The sequence below is a fragment of the Streptomyces sp. NPDC059010 genome, assembly GCF_042740355.1.
Lineage (GTDB): Bacteria > Actinomycetota > Actinomycetes > Streptomycetales > Streptomycetaceae > Streptomyces.
Window position 1 is genome coordinate 90,301 of record NZ_JBHYJA010000035.1, and the last position, 16,319, is coordinate 106,619.

Genomic DNA, 16,319 nt, shown 5'->3' on the forward strand with positions numbered 1-16,319 from the left:
GAACTCCGCGTGGAAGCGATGCTGATCGACCCCGCCGGGAAGGGTGCCGAGAAGTTCCGTCTCGGTGCGGTGCCCACCCCGCGGCCCGCCGACGGCGAGGTGCTCGTCGAGGTCAAGGCCGTCGCCCTGAGCGCCTGGGAGAAGGGGTTCGTCCAGGACGACGACCCGCGTTCACTGACCCGCAGGACCAGACGGAGAGCGGTCAGCCTGGGCCTGGAGTTCTCCGGTGTCGTCCGCTCGGACGGCCGGCGCTTCACACGGGGGCAGCGGGTCATGGGCGGCCCCCATCTGACGAAGGGTGAGAAGGCCCTGGCTCAGTACGTCGCCATCCGTGAGGAGTACCTCGCCGAGCTTCCCGACAACCTCGGCTTTCCCGAGGCCGCGGCCCTGCCCATCGGCGCCGAGACCGCGCTGACCGGCCTGGACAAGGCCGCACCGCGCCCCGGGGACAGCGTCCTCGTCGTCGGCGCGAGCGGTGGTGTGGGCGTGTACGCCGTGCAGATCGCCGCCGCCCTCGGTGCCGACGTCACGGCGATCGGCGGCCGGAACTCCGGTTCGCGTCTCAAGGAACTCGGCGCGACGACCGTCCACTCCTACCGCGACACGTCCTTCGGGGACCTGACCGGGACCTACGACGCCGTCTTCGACCTCTCCGGGAGGCTGCGCTTCGGCGAGGTGAGGAAGAAGCTGTCCCGGAGCGGGACCTTCGTCAACGTCAATCCGCACAAGGACCCCGGAGGCATGGCCGCATCCCTGTTCAGCAGGAGGAAGGCGCCGTTCGTCTACGTCCCGCACTCCTCCACCGCGGCGCAGACCCGCATCCTGGACATGGTCGTCCGCGGTGAGATCACGCCCGTCGTGGAAGCGGTCCACGACATCGGCCGGTTCCGCACGGCCTTCACCGACCTGACCCACAACGAGCGGCTCGGCAAGATCGTCATCTCCTACTGAAGCGCATACCGAGCGCATACTGCTGGAGAAGGCCGCGGGCTGTGGACGAGGGAACACTCGGGTCCGATCAGCAGCCAGGGCGTCCCGGAGACCGGGCGGCGACTCGTAGGAATCCACCCAGGAGGGCCGGGGTCGAAGGGGCAGCGCCCCTGGGGATGGGACGGGTAGGGGCGGCGGGGGCGAGAAAACCCGGCGGCACCCCATCAACGCACCACCCCGCACCACCCCGCACCACCCCGCACAACCTCCTACCCCCGACCGCTCACCCCCTGCCCAGCAGATCCACCGGAAACGCCCCAGCCGCCACCACGGCCCGAGCAAACCCCGCCCCCAGCTCGGTCAGCCGCCCAACCCCCTCCACCCCGAGGTGCACATACGGCCCCCGATCCAGCCGATCCGTCTCGGCCTCGATCTCCTCACGCAGTGCAGCACCCGCCGGCGTCAGACCCCCCTCACCATCCAGCAGCCCCCGCTCCCGCAGCCGCCCGCACGCCGCATCCCAGTCCTCCTGAGCCCAGCCACGCGTGGTGAACACCCACTTCGGCGCCATGCCCTTGCCGGTCGCCGTATGCGTCACCACGGCCTCCAGCCCATCGAGGCCGGCCGCCATCAGCACGGCCAGATGCCCGTCGCCCCGATGCTCACGCAGCAAGGTGGCGGCATGGAAGTACGCCAGATGCGGCTCCTCGGGCACCGGCAGATCCGCATACGCCGAGTACAACGGCCGAGCACTGCGCGAACACGCCTCGGCGGCCCGCAGCGCCAGCCGCGCGGCCTCGCCCATCTCCGCCGACGCCACCGCCTGCGCACCGAGCAACCGCCGCAACGCCCCGTCGACCGCACGCGTGCGTGCCGCCAGCACCTCCTCGGGCGAGGCGACGGCCCAGACCGCAGGGACGTGCCGCGCCACCAACTCGTACTTGTAGTTGTAGAACGTCGCCGTCACCGCCCCCGCACCGACCGCCCCCAGCGCGGCCGCCCGCACCGCGAAGTTGACGGCCCTGGGGTGCGTGATCCCGATGGCGGCGCATTCCGTGCCCAGCTCAGGAGCGAAGTACGACATCGCGTGCAGGGAGTTGAGCACGTTGTGGCAGCGGCGCCCGGCACGGGGTTCGAGGACGGCAGTAGTCATGCCCGGCAGGTTACCAACCGCTTGGTACGCCGCCCCTGCGCGCGCGAGCCGATGGCAGAAAAGGTGGGAAGCACGTCATTGCCGCCATCGCTCCCGCCCCGAAGAATCGACGGCATGGCACAGCGAACCGTTCTCTTCGTTCTCTTCGACGACGTGCAGAGCCTCGACGTCACCGGGCCACTGGAGGTCTTCGCCGGAGCCGAGAAGCACACTCCGGGCACGTACCGGATCCGTACGGCCACCCTGGACGGCGCTCCCGTACGCACCTCCAGCGGCTTGACCGTCGTACCGGACCACGCGCTCACCGACACCCGGGACCCGCACACCCTCGTCGTCCCGGGCGGCAACGGCACTCGCAACCCCGACCCGGCCCTCACCGACTGGCTGCGCGAGCGCGGCCCCCGCGCCGAACGCCTGGTCTCCGTCTGCACCGGCGCGATCCTGCTCGCCGCCGCGGGCCTGCTGGACGGACGCCGGGCCACGACCCACTGGGCCTACTGCGACAAGCTCGCCCGCGACCACCCGGCCGTCGAGGTCGACCCGGACCCCATCTTCGTGCGCGACGGCCATGTCGCCACCTCCGCCGGCGTGACCTCGGGCATCGACCTCGCCCTCGCCCTGGTCGAGGAGGACCTCGGCCGCGACGTGGCCCTCAACCTGGCCCGCCATCTCGTCGTCTTCCTGCGCCGACCTGGAAACCAGGCCCAGTTCAGCGCCCAGCTGGCCGCCCAGACGGCGCAGCGCGAGCCGCTGAGGGAGGTCCAGCGCTGGATCACCGAGCACCCCGACGACGACCTGACGGTCGGGTCGCTGGCCGCCCGCGCGGCCCTCTCGCCGCGTCACTTCGCCCGTGCCTTCCAGAGCGAGACCGGCATGACCCCGGGCCGGTACGTCGACCGGGTCCGCCTCGAACACGCCCGCCGCCTTCTGGAGGACACACACGACGGCGTCGAGGAGATCTCCCGCGCCTGCGGCTACGGCACCCCCGAAGCCATGCGGCGCGCCTTCGTCAAGAGCCTCGGGACGGCCCCGGCCGAGTACCGCCGCCGGTTCCGCCCCACGACCGTCCGGTGAACCGGCCGGAGCACAGCCGAAGCCCGGCCGAAGCACAGCCCAAGACCGCCCCCCGGAAAGGGAAATCCATGCAGATCGCGATGGTCCTGTACGACCGCTTCACCGCCCTCGACATCATCGGGCCCTACGAGGTCCTGAGCCGTATCCCGGAGGTGCAGGTCGACTTCGTCGCCGCGCAGGCCGGACCCGTACGCGCCGACACCGGGTTCCTCGCCATCACGGCCGACAAGTCCCTGGCCGAGGTACCGCGCCCCGATGTCGTCGTGGTGCCGGGCGGCTCCGGAACCCCCACCGAGCTGGAGAACGGAACCTTCCTTCAGTGGCTCAGGACCGCCGACTCCACCAGCGCCTGGACGACCTCCGTCTGCTCGGGCTCGCTGCTCCTCGCCGCCGCGGGCCTGCTGAAGGGCCGCCGCGCGACCTCCCACTGGCTCACCCTCGACTACCTGCCGCAGTACGGCGCCGAGCCCACGGGTGAGCGCGTGGTGTTCGACGGCAAGTACCTCACCGCGGCCGGTGTCTCCGCGGGCATCGACATGGGCCTGACCCTGGTCGGGAAGATCGCCGGCGACGAACACGCCCAGGCCGTACAGCTGTTGACCGAGTACGACCCGCAGCCGCCCTACGACGCTGGCTCCCCGCAGAAGGCGCCCGCCCACCTCGTGGAGGAGTTCCGCACCAACAGCCGCTTCAGCCTGACGTAGTCCAGGTGAAGTGGGGCCGCCTGCGCTCCAGGAACGCGGCGACGCCCTCCGCGGTGTCGCCGCTCGCGCGCGCCTGCTCCGCCCAGTGCTCGTCCCGGTCGGTGCGCCCGCCGGCGAACTCCTTCGCCGCGGCCTGTGTCAGCTGTGAGCGCGACACCAGGATCCGGGTGAACTCCACGACCCGCTTGCCGAGTTCGCCCTCCGGCAGCACCTCGTCCACCAGGCCCGTACGCAGGGCCCGCGCCGTGTCGATCAACTCGCCCGAGAACAGCAGGTACTTGGCGGCGGCCGGCCCCGTCAGCGACACCAGCCGCCGGGTGGAGGACGCCGGATACACGATCCCGAGCTTGGCCGGAGTCACCCCGAACAGCGACCCCTCCTCGGCGAACCGCAGATCGCACGCCGCCGCCAGCTGCGACCCGCCGCCCACACAGTGCCCCCGGATCGCCGCCAGCGTCGGCTTCGCGAAGGCGGCCAGCGCCTCCTCGGCGGCCACGGCCAGTGACTGTGCCTCCTGCGGCGACCCCTGCAGCGTGGAGATGTCGGCGCCCGCGCAGAACGTCCCGCCCTCACCGGTCAGCACCAGCGCCCGCACCGCGGGATCGGCGGCAAGCGTGTCGAGCAGCGGCGGCAGCGCCTGCCACATCGCGGCCGTCATCGCGTTGCGCTTGGCCGGATGGTGGATGACGACGGTGGCGACCGAGTCGGCGACGCTGTGCTGCAGCTGGGGCTCCATGCGTCGGATGCTAGCCGCACCGCATGACCGTACGATCAAGAAGGGGGCCGCAGCGCTAGGAGGCCCCGGATGCGGGGAGACAAGGACGAGACCGCCAAGCTGAGCCGTGGCTTCGGCTGGCTGGCGGCGCTGGGCGTGATCCTGGTGGTCGCGGGAGTCGTCGGTCTTCTCTACACCGGCTTCGCCACGCTCACCTCGATGCTTCTGTTCGGCTGGCTGCTGCTGATCGGCGGCATCGTCGGCCTGCTGCACGCGGTCCAGGCGCGCGGCAGCAACTTCTTCTGGCTAGGTGTGGCGGTCGCGGCGCTCAATATCGCGGCCGGTGTGGTGGTGATCCGCAGACCGGAGGCGGCGGCCGAGGCGCTGGCCATGTTCGCCGCCCTGCTGTTCCTGACGGGCGGGCTGTTCCGGGTGGTCGGCAGCCTGGTGGTGCGCGGTCCGCAGTTCGGCTGGACCCTGCTGCAGGGCGCCTTCGACCTGTTCCTCGGCATCCTGGTGCTGAGTTCCTGGCCCAGCAGCAGATACGTCGTCGGAACCCTCTTCTCCCTCGCCCTGCTCTTCGACGGACTCGGTCTGCTCGCGACCGGTTTCGGCGGACGGCGGGTCGTCAGCATGGTCACCGAGCAAATGCCCCCCGAAGGGGACAGGCAGAAGGAACCGGGCGACAGCGTCGGCAAACCCGTACAACCCGAATAGTTCGCCAAGTCGGCACCAGCGCGACAGGAGCGGTCCCCCACCTGACGCCGTCATACGCCAACGATCAGAAACGCTCGATACCTGCTGACTTGTGTTCAGTTCTACGGTCCGGACGTGCGCGTTACCAACACTCGACTTGTGGTGACAATCGAGCGCGAGGGTGGCGACCGGACGATGGAGAACCATGGGCGCGGGTCCGGCCCACGCCCAGCAGGCGACGCTGACGAGCCCCTCGGGCAGCGGCCGCCGAATCCACTGCCTTACGAAGGCGTCTGGCGGTTCACCGCTCCCGCCGTCGAGGCCTCGGTCCCGCAGGCGCGGCACGCCGTCCGGGACCTGTTGTACCGCCAGGGCGTGCCGGTCTCGGACGACCTTGTCCAAGGATTGCTGCTGATCGTTTCGGAGCTGGTCACGAACGCCGTACGGCATGCGGCGCTGCTGTCGCCGATGCTCGCCGTGGAGGTCGCCGTCGGAGCCGAGTGGCTGCGGGTGTCGGTGGAGGACAACCACCCCTACCGCCCGACCGCCCTGGAGGCGGACCACGGCCAGACCGGCGGCCGCGGCCTGCTCCTGGTGCGCGAGGTCACGCGGGAGGCGGGCGGCGTCTGCGACGTCGAGCACACGGCGAGCGGCGGCAAGGTGATCTGGGCCGCCGTCCCGCTCAAGCCCGTGGGCGTCCCCTAGGCCCTCACCAGCCGGCCGACGGGCCCGTCAGTTCCCTGATCGCGGGGCGGGCCGCGTCGAGCACGGTCATGAACCAGGACGAGAAGGTGTCCTTCGCGTGGCGCTCGGCCAGCTCGGCCGAGGTCACGAAGGCGGTGTCGCCGACCTCCTCCGTGTCCGGCCGCGGCCGGGACTGCACCAGGCCGACGAAGAGGTGGTTGTACTCCTGCTCCACCAGGCCCGAGTCCGGGTCCGGGTGGTTGTAGCGGACGGTGCCCGCCTCGGCGAGCAGCGACGGGGAGACACCGAGCTCCTCGTGGGTGCGCCGGGCCGCGGCCGCGAAGGGGGCCTCGCCGGGGTAGGGGTGTCCGCAGCAGGTGTTGGACCACACACCGGGGGAGTGGTACTTGCCGAGCGCCCGCTGCTGGAGCAGCAGCCGGCCCTGCTCGTCGAAGAGGAACACGGAGAACGCGCGGTGCAGCTGCCCCGGCGGCTGATGGGCGGCGAGCTTCTCAGCGGTGCCGATCGTCACACCGTTCTCGTCGACCAGTTCCAGCAAAATCGCGTCTGCGGCGCCGTTCGACGGACTGTGCGTCGCGGTCGCAGGTGTGATCGGCATACCCATCCTTCGCATCGGTCTTCGCGCCCCAAGTGTGCCGTACGAATCCGGCACTCCCGGCAGTTGATCGTGCCCGGCGCGGCGGGCACGGAACCGTCCGCGGGGGCGCTGTGAGCATGAGGACGCGACCGACCACCGGATCGCTGCATTCCGCCCGTACTGACGTTTTATCGGACCGTACGGTTGTTTCAGTGCCGAAGCCGTATCCCGGCCTCAGTGGCACAGCCGGGCCTCGTGCTCGGCGTGCCCGACCGGCTCCAGCTGGAAGGTGCAGTGCTCCACGTCGAAGTGGTCGCCCAGGCATCCCTGGAGCTCGTGCAGCATCTTCTCGTGGCCGATCGCGTTCAGGACGTCGGAGCGCACCACCACATGGGCCGACAGCACCGGCATCCCGGACGTGATCGTCCACGCATGCAGATCATGGACGTCCTCGACACCGTCCAGGGCGAGTATGTGGGCCCGCACCTGCGCCATGTCGACGTCCTTGGGGGCCGACTCCAGCAGTACGTCGAGGGTCTCGCGCAGCAGCTTGAAGGTGCGCGGCACGATCATCAGGCCGATGACCAGCGAGGCGATCGGGTCGGCGGCCTGCCAGCCGGTGGTCAGGATGATCACCGCCGAGATCAGCACCGCCAGTGAGCCCAGCGCGTCCGCGGCCACCTCCAGGAAGGCACCGCGCACGTTCAGGCTCTCCTTCTGGCCCCGCATCAGCAGCGTCAGCGAGATCATGTTCGCGACCAGGCCGATCGCACCGAACACGATCATCAGGCCGCCCTCGGTGTCCGCGGGCGTGAGGAACCGCTGGACCGCCTCGTACAGCACATAGCCGCCGACGCCGAGCAGCAGCAGACAGTTGGCGAGGGCCGCGAGGATCTCCGCGCGGGCGTAGCCGAAGGTGCGTGTCGTGCTCGGCGGCCGGTTCGCGAAGTGGATCGCCAGCAGAGCCATGCCCAGGCCCAGCGCGTCCGTCGCCATGTGCGCCGCGTCGGCGATCAGGGCGAGCGAGTCCGCGACCACACCGCCGATGATCTCGACCACCATGACGCCGAGCGTGATCGACAGCGCGACCCGGAGCCTCCCGCGGTACGCGGCCGCCGCCGTGCCGGTCGTCGGTGCGTGCGAGTGCGCATGGCCGTGATCGTGCCCAGCCCCCATGGAAATGCCGCCCTTCTGCGGTCCGTAGACGATCGGAATGTCGGTCCGGGATCACAGTGAACTACGGGTGGGGGGTATCGGGCAACGCGGCACTGAACACCGTTGTCATGTGCCCTGACCTGCGGAAACGATATGCAGGTCAGGGCGTTGCGCAGGATCAGGCCCGGCGGTGCCGCAGCCACCCCTGCCACGCCGACTCGACCATCTCGGGTACCCAGCGCCGAGCCGTCCAGCCGAGTTCCGCGGCGGCCAGCTCGGCCGAGGCGACCGCGCGCGGGGCGTCGCCGGGGCGCCGGGGCTCGATGACCGCGGGGCGCCGGTCGCCGGTGACCTCGCCGATCACGGTGATCAGCTCGCGCACGGAGACGCCCTCGCCGCGACCGATGTTGACCGTCAGATCGCCGCCCGGGTCACCGTCCGCGTCCGCCGCGCTCAGCCGCCGAGCCGCCGCGAGATGCGCCTCGGCGAGGTCGGCGACATGGATGTAGTCACGGACGCAGGTGCCGTCCGGCGTCGGATAGTCGTCGCCGAAGATCCGCGGGGCCTCGTCGCGGGTGAGCCGGTCGAAGACCATCGGGACGATGTTGAAGACGCCCGTGTCGGCCAGCTCGGGCGCGGCGGCGCCCGCGACGTTGAAATAGCGCAGACATACGGTGGAGATGCCGTGTGCCCGGCCCGCAGCCCGCACCAGCCACTCCCCGGCGAGCTTGGTCTCGCCGTACGGGTTCACCGGCGCGCACGCGGTGTCCTCCGTGATCAGATCCACATCCGGGTTGCCGTAGACGGCGGCGGACGACGAGAACACGAACCGCCCGACCCCGGCCTCCGCGACCGCCTCCAGCAGCGTGCCGAGACCGCCCACGTTCTCCCGGTAGTAGCGCGCGGGCTGTGCCACGGACTCACCGACCTGCTTGCGCGCCGCGAGATGCACCACACCCGACACCGAGTGCTCGGCCAGCACTCGCTTCAGCAGGTCACCGTCCAGCGAGGACCCCTCGACGAGCGGCACGTCCGCCGGAAGCCGCGTGGGATGCCCGGCCGAGAGATCGTCCAGTACGAGGACCCGCTCCCCGGCGTCGGTCATGGCCCGCGCCACATGTGCCCCGATGTAGCCGGCTCCGCCGGTGATCAGCCATGTCATGGTCGCCCACCCTATGCCGGGGGACCGGCGGTGGAACCAATGTCCCCGATGTCCCGTCTGTGAGTACGAGTTTGTGGGTGGGGCCCCGAATCCCCGATGATGATCGCGGCATTGCTCTGGGCAAACCGCGTTGATCGCCCCGCCAAACGGGTGGTGAACGTCGGCTTCCATGCGTCCGATAGCCTCTGCCGACACGCCGCCCGGACGCCACCGCCGACGGGCGCCGCCACCCACGTACATGACCGGCGCGGACATGCCGGCACCCAGGGAGTGAGTTCGGTTGTCGACCGCCATCCTCACCGGTCAGCCGGTGCCCGGATCGTCGATCGAGGGCGATCTGCGGTCCCTCGGCTACGACGTGCGGGTCGCCGCCGACCCGGCCGACACCGAGACGCTCCTCGCCCAGGTGCCCGGCGACCAGCGCGTCGCCCTGGTCGACGCCCGCTTCGTCGGCCACCTGCACGCGCTGCGCCTCGGCCTCACCGACCCCCGCTTCCCGCTCGCCGCGATCCCGGGCGCCGTGACGGCACAGCCGGCCGGCCGCAAGGCCCTGACCCGCGCGATGGCCCGCGAGACCTCCGCGGGCGGCGGTACGGCCGTCGCCGTCGACAGCCTCGCCGACCGCGTCGTCACCGCCCTCCACGACGACGGCACCGACGTCCACCGCCCCGAGCTCGGCAGCCTGGTCGCCGCCGTCCCGGCCGACCCGCAGGCCCGCAACGAGGCACGGCAGGCCGTCGCCGCCGTCGACGACGAAGCCGTACGCCTGAAGTCGGCCGTGAAGGCCCGTGACGGCTTCTTCACGACGTACTTCATCAGCCCTTACTCCCGCTACATCGCCCGCTGGTGCGCCAACCGAGGCCTGACCCCGAACCAGGTCACCACCGCGTCCCTGATCACCGCTCTCATCGCGGCGGGCTGCGCGGCCACCGGCACCCGCGGCGGATTCATCGCGGCCGGCCTGCTGCTGATCTTCTCGTTCGTCCTGGACTGCACCGACGGCCAGCTCGCCCGCTACTCCCTGCAGTACTCCACGCTCGGCGCCTGGCTCGACGCCACCTTCGACCGGGCCAAGGAATACGCCTACTACGCCGGACTCGCCCTCGGCGCGGCACGCGGCGGCGACGACGTCTGGGCCCTCGCCCTCGGCGCGATGATCCTCCAGACCTGCCGGCACGTCGTGGACTTCTCCTTCAACGAGGCCAACCACGACGCCACCGCCAACACCAGCCCCACGGCCGCCCTCTCCGACAAGCTCGACAGCGTCGGCTGGACGGTGTGGGTGCGGCGGATGATCGTGCTGCCGATCGGCGAGCGCTGGGCGATGATCGCCGTCCTCACGGCGGTCACCACGCCCCGGATCACCTTCTACGCGCTGCTCATCGGCTGCGCGTTCGCGGCGACGTACACCACCGCGGGCCGGGTGCTGCGGTCGGTGACGCGGAAGGCCAGGCGCACGGCCCGGGCCGCGCAGGCACTGGCCGACCTCGCGGACAACGGACCGCTGGCCTCCTTCGTGGCCCGTGTCACGCGTGCCGTGCTCGGCGCCCCGCTGCTGATCGCGCTGGGCGGGACGGCCGTCCTCGCCGTGTCCCTGCTCTCCGGGGCGACCTGGGCGCCCGTCGCGGGCGCCGTCGTCTACGCGATCACCGCCGGTCAGGCCCTGTACCGCCCTCTCAAGGGCACCCTCGACTGGCTCGTCCCGCCCGTCTTCCGCGCCGCCGAGTACTGCACCGTCCTGGTACTGGCAGCCGAAGCGGACGTGAACGGAGCCCTTCCTGCGGCTTTCGGCCTGGTGGCGGCGGTCGCCTACCATCACTACGACACGGTGTACCGCATCCGCGGCAACGCCGGAGCGCCACCGGCCTGGCTGGTGCGCGCCGTCGGGGGGCACGAAGGGCGGACGCTGCTCGTCACCGTCCTGGCCGCCGCGCTCACCGCTTCGCAGTTCACGGTCGCGCTCACGGCCCTCGCCGTGGCCGTGGCCCTCGTGGTGCTCGTCGAGAGCATCCGCTTCTGGGTGTCCGCAGGGGCGCCCGCCGTACACGATGAAGGAGAACCCGCATGATCGGCCTCGTGCTGGCGGCCGGCGCCGGACGGCGTCTGCGCCCCTACACCGACAGCCTTCCCAAGGCGCTGGTGCCGGTGGGGCCTGCGGGCATAGAGGGCGAACCCACGGTTCTCGACCTCACCCTCGGCAACTTCGCCGAGATCGGCCTGACCGAGGTCGCGATCATCGTCGGCTACCGCAAGGAAGCCGTGTACGCGCGCAAGGAAGCGCTGGAGCAGAAGTACGGCCTCAAGCTCACCCTCATCGACAACGACAAGGCCGAGGAGTGGAACAACGCCTACTCCCTGTGGTGCGGCCGTGACGCCCTCAAGGACGGCGTGATCCTCGCCAACGGCGACACCGTCCACCCGGTCTCCGTCGAGAAGACGCTGCTCGCCGCCCGCGGCGACGGCAAGAAGATCATCCTCGCCCTGGACACGGTGAAGAGCCTGGCCGACGAGGAGATGAAGGTCGTCGTCGACCCCGAGAAGGGCATGACGAAGATCACCAAGCTGATGGACCCCGCCGAGGCCACCGGCGAGTACATCGGCGTCACCCTCATCGAGGGCGACGCCGCCCCCGAGCTGGCCGACGCCCTCAAGGCGGTGTGGGAGACCGACCCGCAGCAGTTCTACGAGCACGGCTACCAGGAGCTCGTGAACCGCGGCTTCCGCATCGACGTGGCGCCGATCGGCGACGTCAAGTGGGTCGAGATCGACAACCACGACGATCTCGCCCGCGGACGGGAGATCGCGTGCCAGTACTGACGAGGCTGATTCCCTCGCCGGTCGTCGTGGACATCCGCCCGGGTGCCCTGGACGACCTGGCCTGTGTGCTCGCCGACGAGCGCATCTCGCACTCCGGCAAGCTGGCCGTCGCGGTCAGCAACGGCTCCGGTGCCCGGCTCAGGGAGCGGCTCGCTCCCGCGCTGCCCGGCGCCTCCTGGTACGAGGTCGGCGGCGGCACCCTCGACGACGCGATCCGGCTGGCCGGCGACATAAAGGCCGGCCACTACGACGCCGTCGTCGGGCTCGGCGGCGGCAAGATCATCGACTGCGCCAAGTTCGCCGCGGCGCGCGTGGGCCTGCCCCTGGTCGCCGTACCGACGAACCTCGCGCACGACGGCCTGTGCTCGCCGGTCGCCACCCTCGACAACGACGCCGGGCGCGGCTCCTACGGCGTGCCCAACCCGATCGCGGTCGTCATCGACCTGGACGTCATCCGCGACGCCCCCGTGCGCTTCGTGCGGGCCGGCATCGGCGACGCCGTCTCCAACATCTCCGCGATCGCGGACTGGGAGCTGGCCAACCGGGTCAAGGGCGAGAAGATCGACGGCCTCGCCGCCGCGATCGCCCGGCAGGCCGGCGAGGCGGTGCTGCGCCACCCCGGCGGCATCGGGGACACCGGCTTCCTGCAGGTGCTGGCCGAGGCGCTGGTGCTCAGCGGTATCGCCATGTCGGTGTCGGGCGACTCCCGCCCGTCCTCCGGCGCCTGCCACGAGATCAACCACGCCTTCGACCTGCTCTACCCCAAGCGCGCCGCCGCCCACGGCGAGCAGTGCGGACTGGGCGCGGCCTTCGCGATGTACCTGCGCGGAGCCCACGAGGAGTCGGCCTACATGGCCGAGGTGCTGCGTCGGCACGGGCTGCCGGTACTGCCGGAGGAGATCGGCTTCACGGTGGACGAGTTCGTCCGCGCCGTCGAGTTCGCTCCGCAGACCCGGCCCGGCCGCTACACGATCCTCGAACACCTCGACCTGACAACCGACCAGATCAAGGACATCTACGCCGACTATGTCAAGGCCATCGGTAGCTGAACTCCGCCCCGTCGTTCACCCCGCGGGGGTGAAGGACCGGCGCAGCGGTGAGCACTGGATGGGACGCCTCTACATGCGCGAGGTGTCCCTGCGGGTCGACCGCTACCTGGTGAACACCAGGGTCACGCCCAACCAGCTCACGTACCTGATGACCGTCTTCGGTGTGCTCGCGGCCCCGGCACTTCTGGTGCCGGGGATCCCGGGTGCCGTGCTCGGCGTGGTGTGCGTCCAGATGTATCTGCTGCTGGACTGCGTCGACGGCGAGATCGCGCGCTGGAAGAAGCAGTACTCGCTGAGCGGCGTCTACCTGGACCGCGTCGGCGCCTACCTCACCGACGCCGCCGTGCTCGTCGGCTTCGGCCTGCGCGCCGCCGACCTGTGGGGCAGCGGCCGTATCGACTGGCTGTGGGCCTTCCTCGGCACGCTGGCCGCGCTCGGCGCCATCCTGATCAAGGCCGAGACCGACCTCGTCGGCGTGGCCCGCCACCAGGCCGGCAAGCCCCCGGTCCAGGAGTCGGCGTCCGAGATGCGCTCCTCCGGCATGGCCATGGCCCGCAAGGCCGCCGCCCTGCTCAAGTTCCACCGCCTCATCCTCGGCATCGAGGCCTCGCTGCTGATCCTGGTCCTGGCGATCGCCGACCAGATCCGCGGCGACCTGTTCTTCTCCCGGCTCGGCGTCGCCGTGCTCGCCGGCATCGCGCTGCTCCAGACCCTGCTGCACCTGGTGTCGATCCTCGCGTCGAGCAGGCTCAAGTGAGCGCGCCCATGAAGGTCGGCGCGGTCATCATCACCATGGGCAACCGCCCCGACGAGCTGCGCGCCCTGCTCGACTCGGTCGCCAAGCAGGACGGCGACCGCGTCGAGGTCGTCGTGGTCGGCAACGGCTCCCCGGTCCCGGACGTCCCCGAGGGCGTCCGCACCATCGAGCTGCCCGAGAACCTCGGCATCCCCGGCGGCCGCAACGTCGGCATCGAGGCCTTCGGCCCCAGCGGCCGGGACGTCGACATATTGCTCTTCCTCGACGACGACGGCCTCCTCGCCCAGCACGACACCGCCGAGCTGTGCCGCGAGGCCTTCGCGGCCGACCCGAAGCTCGGCATCATCAGCTTCCGTATCGCCGACCCCGACACCGGCGTCACCCAGCGCCGCCACGTCCCCCGGCTGCGGGCCTCCGACCCGATGCGCTCCTCCCGGGTCACCACCTTCCTCGGCGGCGCCAACGCCGTACGCACCCAGGTCTTCGCCGAAGTCGGCGGGCTCCCGGACGAATTCTTCTACGCCCATGAGGAAACCGACCTGGCATGGCGGGCTCTCGACGCGGGCTGGATGATCGACTACCGGTCCGACATGGTGCTGTACCACCCGACGACCGCACCCTCGCGGCACGCGGTCTACCACCGCATGGTCGCCCGCAACCGCGTCTGGCTCGCCCGCCGCAACCTCCCCGCCCCCCTTGTCCCGGTCTATCTGGGCGTCTGGATGCTGCTCACCCTCGTCCGCCGCCCCTCCCGCTCCGCCCTGAGGGCATGGTTCGGCGGATTCCGGGAAGGGTGGACCACCTCGTGCGGTCCCCGCAGGCCCATGAAGTGGCGTACGGTGTGGCGGCTGACTCGACTGGGCCGACCTCCGGTCATCTGACAAGCTCGACCCTGAGAGCCACAGGGCCGCAACCCGGCCCCAGGTACATGCCAGGCCGGCACAGGCTGCGCATCTCGAAGACGAAAGTTTCAACTGGTGAGTGAGACAACGCACGACGGTTCGGTCGCGGTGAGCGAGCCTCCGTCGCCCGACGAGGGACTCACGGCGGCGCAGCTCGCCGCCAAGTACGGGCTGGCCGTGAGCGGCGCCCGCCCCTCGCTGTTCGAGTACGTCCGCCAGCTCTGGGACCGGCGGCACTTCATCCTCGCGTTCTCGCGGGCGAAGCTGACCGCCCAGTACAGCCAGGCGAAGCTCGGCCAGATCTGGCAGGTGGCCACCCCGCTGCTGAACGCGGCCGTGTACTTCTTCATCTTCGGCGTGATCCTCCAGGCCGACCGCGGCATGCCGCGCGAGGTGTACATCCCGTTCCTGGTCACGGGCGTCTTCGTGTTCACCTTCACCCAGAGTTCGGTGATGGCGGGCGTACGCGCGATCTCCGGCAACCTGGGCCTGGTGCGCGCCCTGCACTTCCCGCGCGCCTCGCTGCCCATCTCCTTCGCGCTGCAGCAGCTCCAGCAACTGCTGTACTCGATGATCGTGATGTTCGTCGTGGCGATCGGCTTCGGCAGCTACCCGAAGGCGAGCTGGCTGCTGATCCTCCCGGTGCTCGCCCTGCAGTTCCTCTTCAACACCGGCCTCGCCCTGATCATGGCCCGCGCGGGCGCGAAGACCCCGGACCTGGCCCAGCTCATGCCCTTCGTGATGCGTACGTGGATGTACGCCTCCGGCGTGATGTTCTCCATCCCGGTCATGCTGGCCGACAAGCCGCAGTGGGTGTCGACCGTCCTGCAGTGGAACCCGGCGGCCATCTACATGGACCTGATGCGCTTCGCCCTCATCGACGGCTACGGCCGTGAGAACCTCCCCCACCACGTCTGGGCGGCCGCGCTCGGCTGGGCCGTGCTGTTCGCGGTCGGCGGCTTCGTCTACTTCTGGAAGGCGGAAGAGAGGTACGGCCGTGGCTGAGCAGAACCCGGATGCCCACATCCCCACCGTCATCGCCGACGAGCTGCACATCGTCTACCGCGTCAACGGCGCCAAGACCGGCAAGGGCAGCGCCACCGCGGCTCTGAGCCGCATCGTCAAGCGCGGCGAGGAGCGGGGTGTGCGCAAGGTGCACGCCGTGCGCGGCGTCTCCTTCGTCGCCTACCGCGGCGAGGCCATCGGCCTGATCGGCTCCAACGGCTCCGGCAAGTCCACCCTGCTGCGCGCCATCGCCGGCCTGCTCCCGCCGGAGAAGGGCAAGGTCTACACCGACGGCCAGCCCTCACTGCTCGGTGTGAACGCGGCCCTGATGAACGACCTCACCGGCGAGCGCAACGTCATATTGGGCGGCCTCGCCATGGGCATGTCCCGCGAGCAGATCAAGGAGCGCTACCAGGACATCGTCGACTTCTCCGGCATCAACGAGAAGGGCGACTTCATCACCCTCCCCATGCGCACCTACTCCTCCGGCATGGCGGCCCGGCTGCGCTTCTCCATCGCCGCGGCCAAGGACCACGACGTCCTGATGATCGACGAGGCGCTGGCCACCGGCGACCGTTCTTTCCAGAAGCGTTCCGAGGCCCGGATCCGCGAGCTGCGCAAGGAAGCGGGCACGGTGTTCCTGGTCAGCCACAACAACAAGTCGATCCGGGACACCTGCAACCGCGTCCTGTGGCTGGAACGCGGCGAGCTGCGGATGGACGGGCCTACGGACGAGGTCCTCAAGGAGTACGAGAAGTTCACCGGCAAGTAGTCCACCCGGACATGGGCCGTGTGGCCCAGAAGGCTTCCCCGGGCCCCGCCGGAACTGCTCCGGCGGGGCCCCCGTCTGCAAAGGAAAAGTCAACACCGGCTGGCCCCAGGCAGAGTGACGCCAATCCGTGGTGTGTTGTGTTGTGC

General features: G+C 70.5%; 17 protein-coding genes. 12 read left to right on the plus strand and 5 right to left on the minus strand.

Annotation, left to right across the window (positions count from 1 at the left end; genetic code table 11):
• Positions 1–18 precede the first annotated feature (18 nt).
• Positions 19–951 carry an NAD(P)-dependent alcohol dehydrogenase gene (locus ACFWYS_RS32080; protein WP_384776371.1) on the plus strand — a complete coding sequence of 311 codons (933 nt, stop codon included), beginning with the start codon at positions 19–21 and terminating at the stop codon, positions 949–951.
• Between the two features lie 262 nt (positions 952–1,213).
• On the opposite strand, the gene ACFWYS_RS32085 is transcribed toward ACFWYS_RS32080, so the two are convergent.
• On the minus strand, positions 1,214–2,083 hold the full coding sequence (locus ACFWYS_RS32085; RefSeq protein ID WP_384776339.1) for a hypothetical protein: 870 nt from the start codon (positions 2,081–2,083) through the stop codon (positions 1,214–1,216).
• A gap of 114 nt (positions 2,084–2,197) precedes the next feature.
• Here ACFWYS_RS32085 and ACFWYS_RS32090 point away from each other — a divergent pair, with 114 nt between their 5' ends.
• The gene (locus ACFWYS_RS32090; RefSeq protein ID WP_384776341.1) at positions 2,198–3,157 is read left to right on the plus strand and encodes a GlxA family transcriptional regulator; all 960 of its coding nucleotides are present in this window, start codon (positions 2,198–2,200) and stop codon (positions 3,155–3,157) included.
• A gap of 68 nt (positions 3,158–3,225) precedes the next feature.
• Positions 3,226–3,861 carry a DJ-1/PfpI family protein gene (locus ACFWYS_RS32095; protein WP_384776343.1) on the plus strand — a complete coding sequence of 212 codons (636 nt, stop codon included), beginning with the start codon at positions 3,226–3,228 and terminating at the stop codon, positions 3,859–3,861.
• Here the strand turns inward: ACFWYS_RS32095 and ACFWYS_RS32100 are convergent.
• Positions 3,848–4,597 carry an enoyl-CoA hydratase/isomerase family protein gene (locus tag ACFWYS_RS32100; protein WP_384776345.1) on the minus strand — a complete coding sequence of 250 codons (750 nt, stop codon included), beginning with the start codon at positions 4,595–4,597 and terminating at the stop codon, positions 3,848–3,850. The two genes, ACFWYS_RS32095 and ACFWYS_RS32100, sit on opposite strands and share 14 nt — an antisense overlap.
• Before the next feature lie 69 nt (positions 4,598–4,666).
• Between ACFWYS_RS32100 and ACFWYS_RS32105 the strand changes: the two genes are divergently transcribed.
• Positions 4,667–5,293, plus strand: a complete 627-nt coding sequence (locus ACFWYS_RS32105; protein ID WP_384776347.1) for an HdeD family acid-resistance protein — start codon at positions 4,667–4,669, stop codon at positions 5,291–5,293.
• Between the two features lie 174 nt (positions 5,294–5,467).
• Positions 5,468–5,977 (plus strand): ATP-binding protein, encoded by a 510-nt coding sequence (locus ACFWYS_RS32110; RefSeq protein WP_384776373.1) that lies wholly within the window; start codon positions 5,468–5,470, stop codon positions 5,975–5,977.
• A 4-nt stretch (positions 5,978–5,981) separates the two neighbouring features.
• On the opposite strand, the gene idi is transcribed toward ACFWYS_RS32110, so the two are convergent.
• From idi to galE, 3 genes are all read right to left on the minus strand, one after another.
• Positions 5,982–6,575: an isopentenyl-diphosphate Delta-isomerase gene (gene idi, locus ACFWYS_RS32115; RefSeq protein ID WP_384776349.1), complete on the minus strand. Its 594-nt coding sequence runs from the start codon at positions 6,573–6,575 to the stop codon at positions 5,982–5,984.
• 213 nt (positions 6,576–6,788) lie between these two features.
• Positions 6,789–7,730: a cation diffusion facilitator family transporter gene (locus tag ACFWYS_RS32120; protein ID WP_384776351.1), complete on the minus strand. Its 942-nt coding sequence runs from the start codon at positions 7,728–7,730 to the stop codon at positions 6,789–6,791.
• Between the two features lie 157 nt (positions 7,731–7,887).
• Positions 7,888–8,871: a UDP-glucose 4-epimerase GalE gene (gene galE / locus ACFWYS_RS32125; RefSeq protein WP_384776353.1), complete on the minus strand. Its 984-nt coding sequence runs from the start codon at positions 8,869–8,871 to the stop codon at positions 7,888–7,890.
• Between the two features lie 280 nt (positions 8,872–9,151).
• On the opposite strand from galE, the gene ACFWYS_RS32130 reads away from it, so the two are divergent.
• From ACFWYS_RS32130 to ACFWYS_RS32160, 7 genes are all read left to right on the plus strand, one after another.
• Positions 9,152–10,939 carry a DUF5941 domain-containing protein gene (locus tag ACFWYS_RS32130; RefSeq protein WP_384776355.1) on the plus strand — a complete coding sequence of 596 codons (1,788 nt, stop codon included), beginning with the start codon at positions 9,152–9,154 and terminating at the stop codon, positions 10,937–10,939.
• Entirely contained in the window at positions 10,936–11,688 is a 753-nt protein-coding gene (locus ACFWYS_RS32135) for a sugar phosphate nucleotidyltransferase (protein WP_369274749.1), read from the plus strand. Before ACFWYS_RS32130 ends, ACFWYS_RS32135 begins: the two co-directional genes overlap by 4 nt.
• Positions 11,676–12,737, plus strand: a complete 1,062-nt coding sequence (locus ACFWYS_RS32140; RefSeq protein ID WP_384776357.1) for an iron-containing alcohol dehydrogenase family protein — start codon at positions 11,676–11,678, stop codon at positions 12,735–12,737. The genes ACFWYS_RS32135 and ACFWYS_RS32140 overlap by 13 nt, the downstream gene beginning before the upstream one ends.
• Positions 12,715–13,494 (plus strand): CDP-alcohol phosphatidyltransferase family protein, encoded by a 780-nt coding sequence (locus ACFWYS_RS32145; RefSeq protein WP_384776359.1) that lies wholly within the window; start codon positions 12,715–12,717, stop codon positions 13,492–13,494. The genes ACFWYS_RS32140 and ACFWYS_RS32145 overlap by 23 nt, the downstream gene beginning before the upstream one ends.
• A gap of 8 nt (positions 13,495–13,502) precedes the next feature.
• Complete coding sequence (locus ACFWYS_RS32150; protein ID WP_384776375.1) at positions 13,503–14,375, plus strand: glycosyltransferase family 2 protein; 873 nt, start codon at positions 13,503–13,505, stop codon at positions 14,373–14,375.
• A 96-nt stretch (positions 14,376–14,471) separates the two neighbouring features.
• A complete protein-coding gene (locus ACFWYS_RS32155; RefSeq protein WP_384776361.1) occupies positions 14,472–15,401 on the plus strand; it encodes an ABC transporter permease in 930 nt (309 codons plus the stop codon).
• Entirely contained in the window at positions 15,394–16,173 is a 780-nt protein-coding gene (locus ACFWYS_RS32160; RefSeq protein ID WP_384776363.1) for an ABC transporter ATP-binding protein, read from the plus strand. Before ACFWYS_RS32155 ends, ACFWYS_RS32160 begins: the two co-directional genes overlap by 8 nt.
• Positions 16,174–16,319: the final 146 nt, after the last annotated feature.

Excerpts from the sequence above, each read along its gene's own strand:
- ACFWYS_RS32080 (WP_384776371.1), top strand. The coding sequence starts at position 19 with ATGCTGATCGACCCCGCCGGGAAGGGTGCCGAGAAGTTCCGTCTCGGT.
- ACFWYS_RS32085 (WP_384776339.1), bottom strand. The coding sequence starts at position 2,083 with ATGACTACTGCCGTCCTCGAACCCCGTGCCGGGCGCCGCTGCCACAAC.
- ACFWYS_RS32090 (WP_384776341.1), top strand. The coding sequence starts at position 2,198 with ATGGCACAGCGAACCGTTCTCTTCGTTCTCTTCGACGACGTGCAGAGC.
- ACFWYS_RS32095 (WP_384776343.1), top strand. The coding sequence starts at position 3,226 with ATGCAGATCGCGATGGTCCTGTACGACCGCTTCACCGCCCTCGACATC.
- ACFWYS_RS32100 (WP_384776345.1), bottom strand. The coding sequence starts at position 4,597 with ATGGAGCCCCAGCTGCAGCACAGCGTCGCCGACTCGGTCGCCACCGTC.
- ACFWYS_RS32105 (WP_384776347.1), top strand. The coding sequence starts at position 4,667 with ATGCGGGGAGACAAGGACGAGACCGCCAAGCTGAGCCGTGGCTTCGGC.
- ACFWYS_RS32110 (WP_384776373.1), top strand. The coding sequence starts at position 5,468 with ATGGAGAACCATGGGCGCGGGTCCGGCCCACGCCCAGCAGGCGACGCT.
- idi (WP_384776349.1), bottom strand. The coding sequence starts at position 6,575 with ATGCCGATCACACCTGCGACCGCGACGCACAGTCCGTCGAACGGCGCC.
- ACFWYS_RS32120 (WP_384776351.1), bottom strand. The coding sequence starts at position 7,730 with ATGGGGGCTGGGCACGATCACGGCCATGCGCACTCGCACGCACCGACG.
- galE (WP_384776353.1), bottom strand. The coding sequence starts at position 8,871 with ATGACATGGCTGATCACCGGCGGAGCCGGCTACATCGGGGCACATGTG.
- ACFWYS_RS32135 (WP_369274749.1), top strand. The coding sequence starts at position 10,936 with ATGATCGGCCTCGTGCTGGCGGCCGGCGCCGGACGGCGTCTGCGCCCC.
- ACFWYS_RS32145 (WP_384776359.1), top strand. The coding sequence starts at position 12,715 with ATGTCAAGGCCATCGGTAGCTGAACTCCGCCCCGTCGTTCACCCCGCG.
- ACFWYS_RS32150 (WP_384776375.1), top strand. The coding sequence starts at position 13,503 with ATGAAGGTCGGCGCGGTCATCATCACCATGGGCAACCGCCCCGACGAG.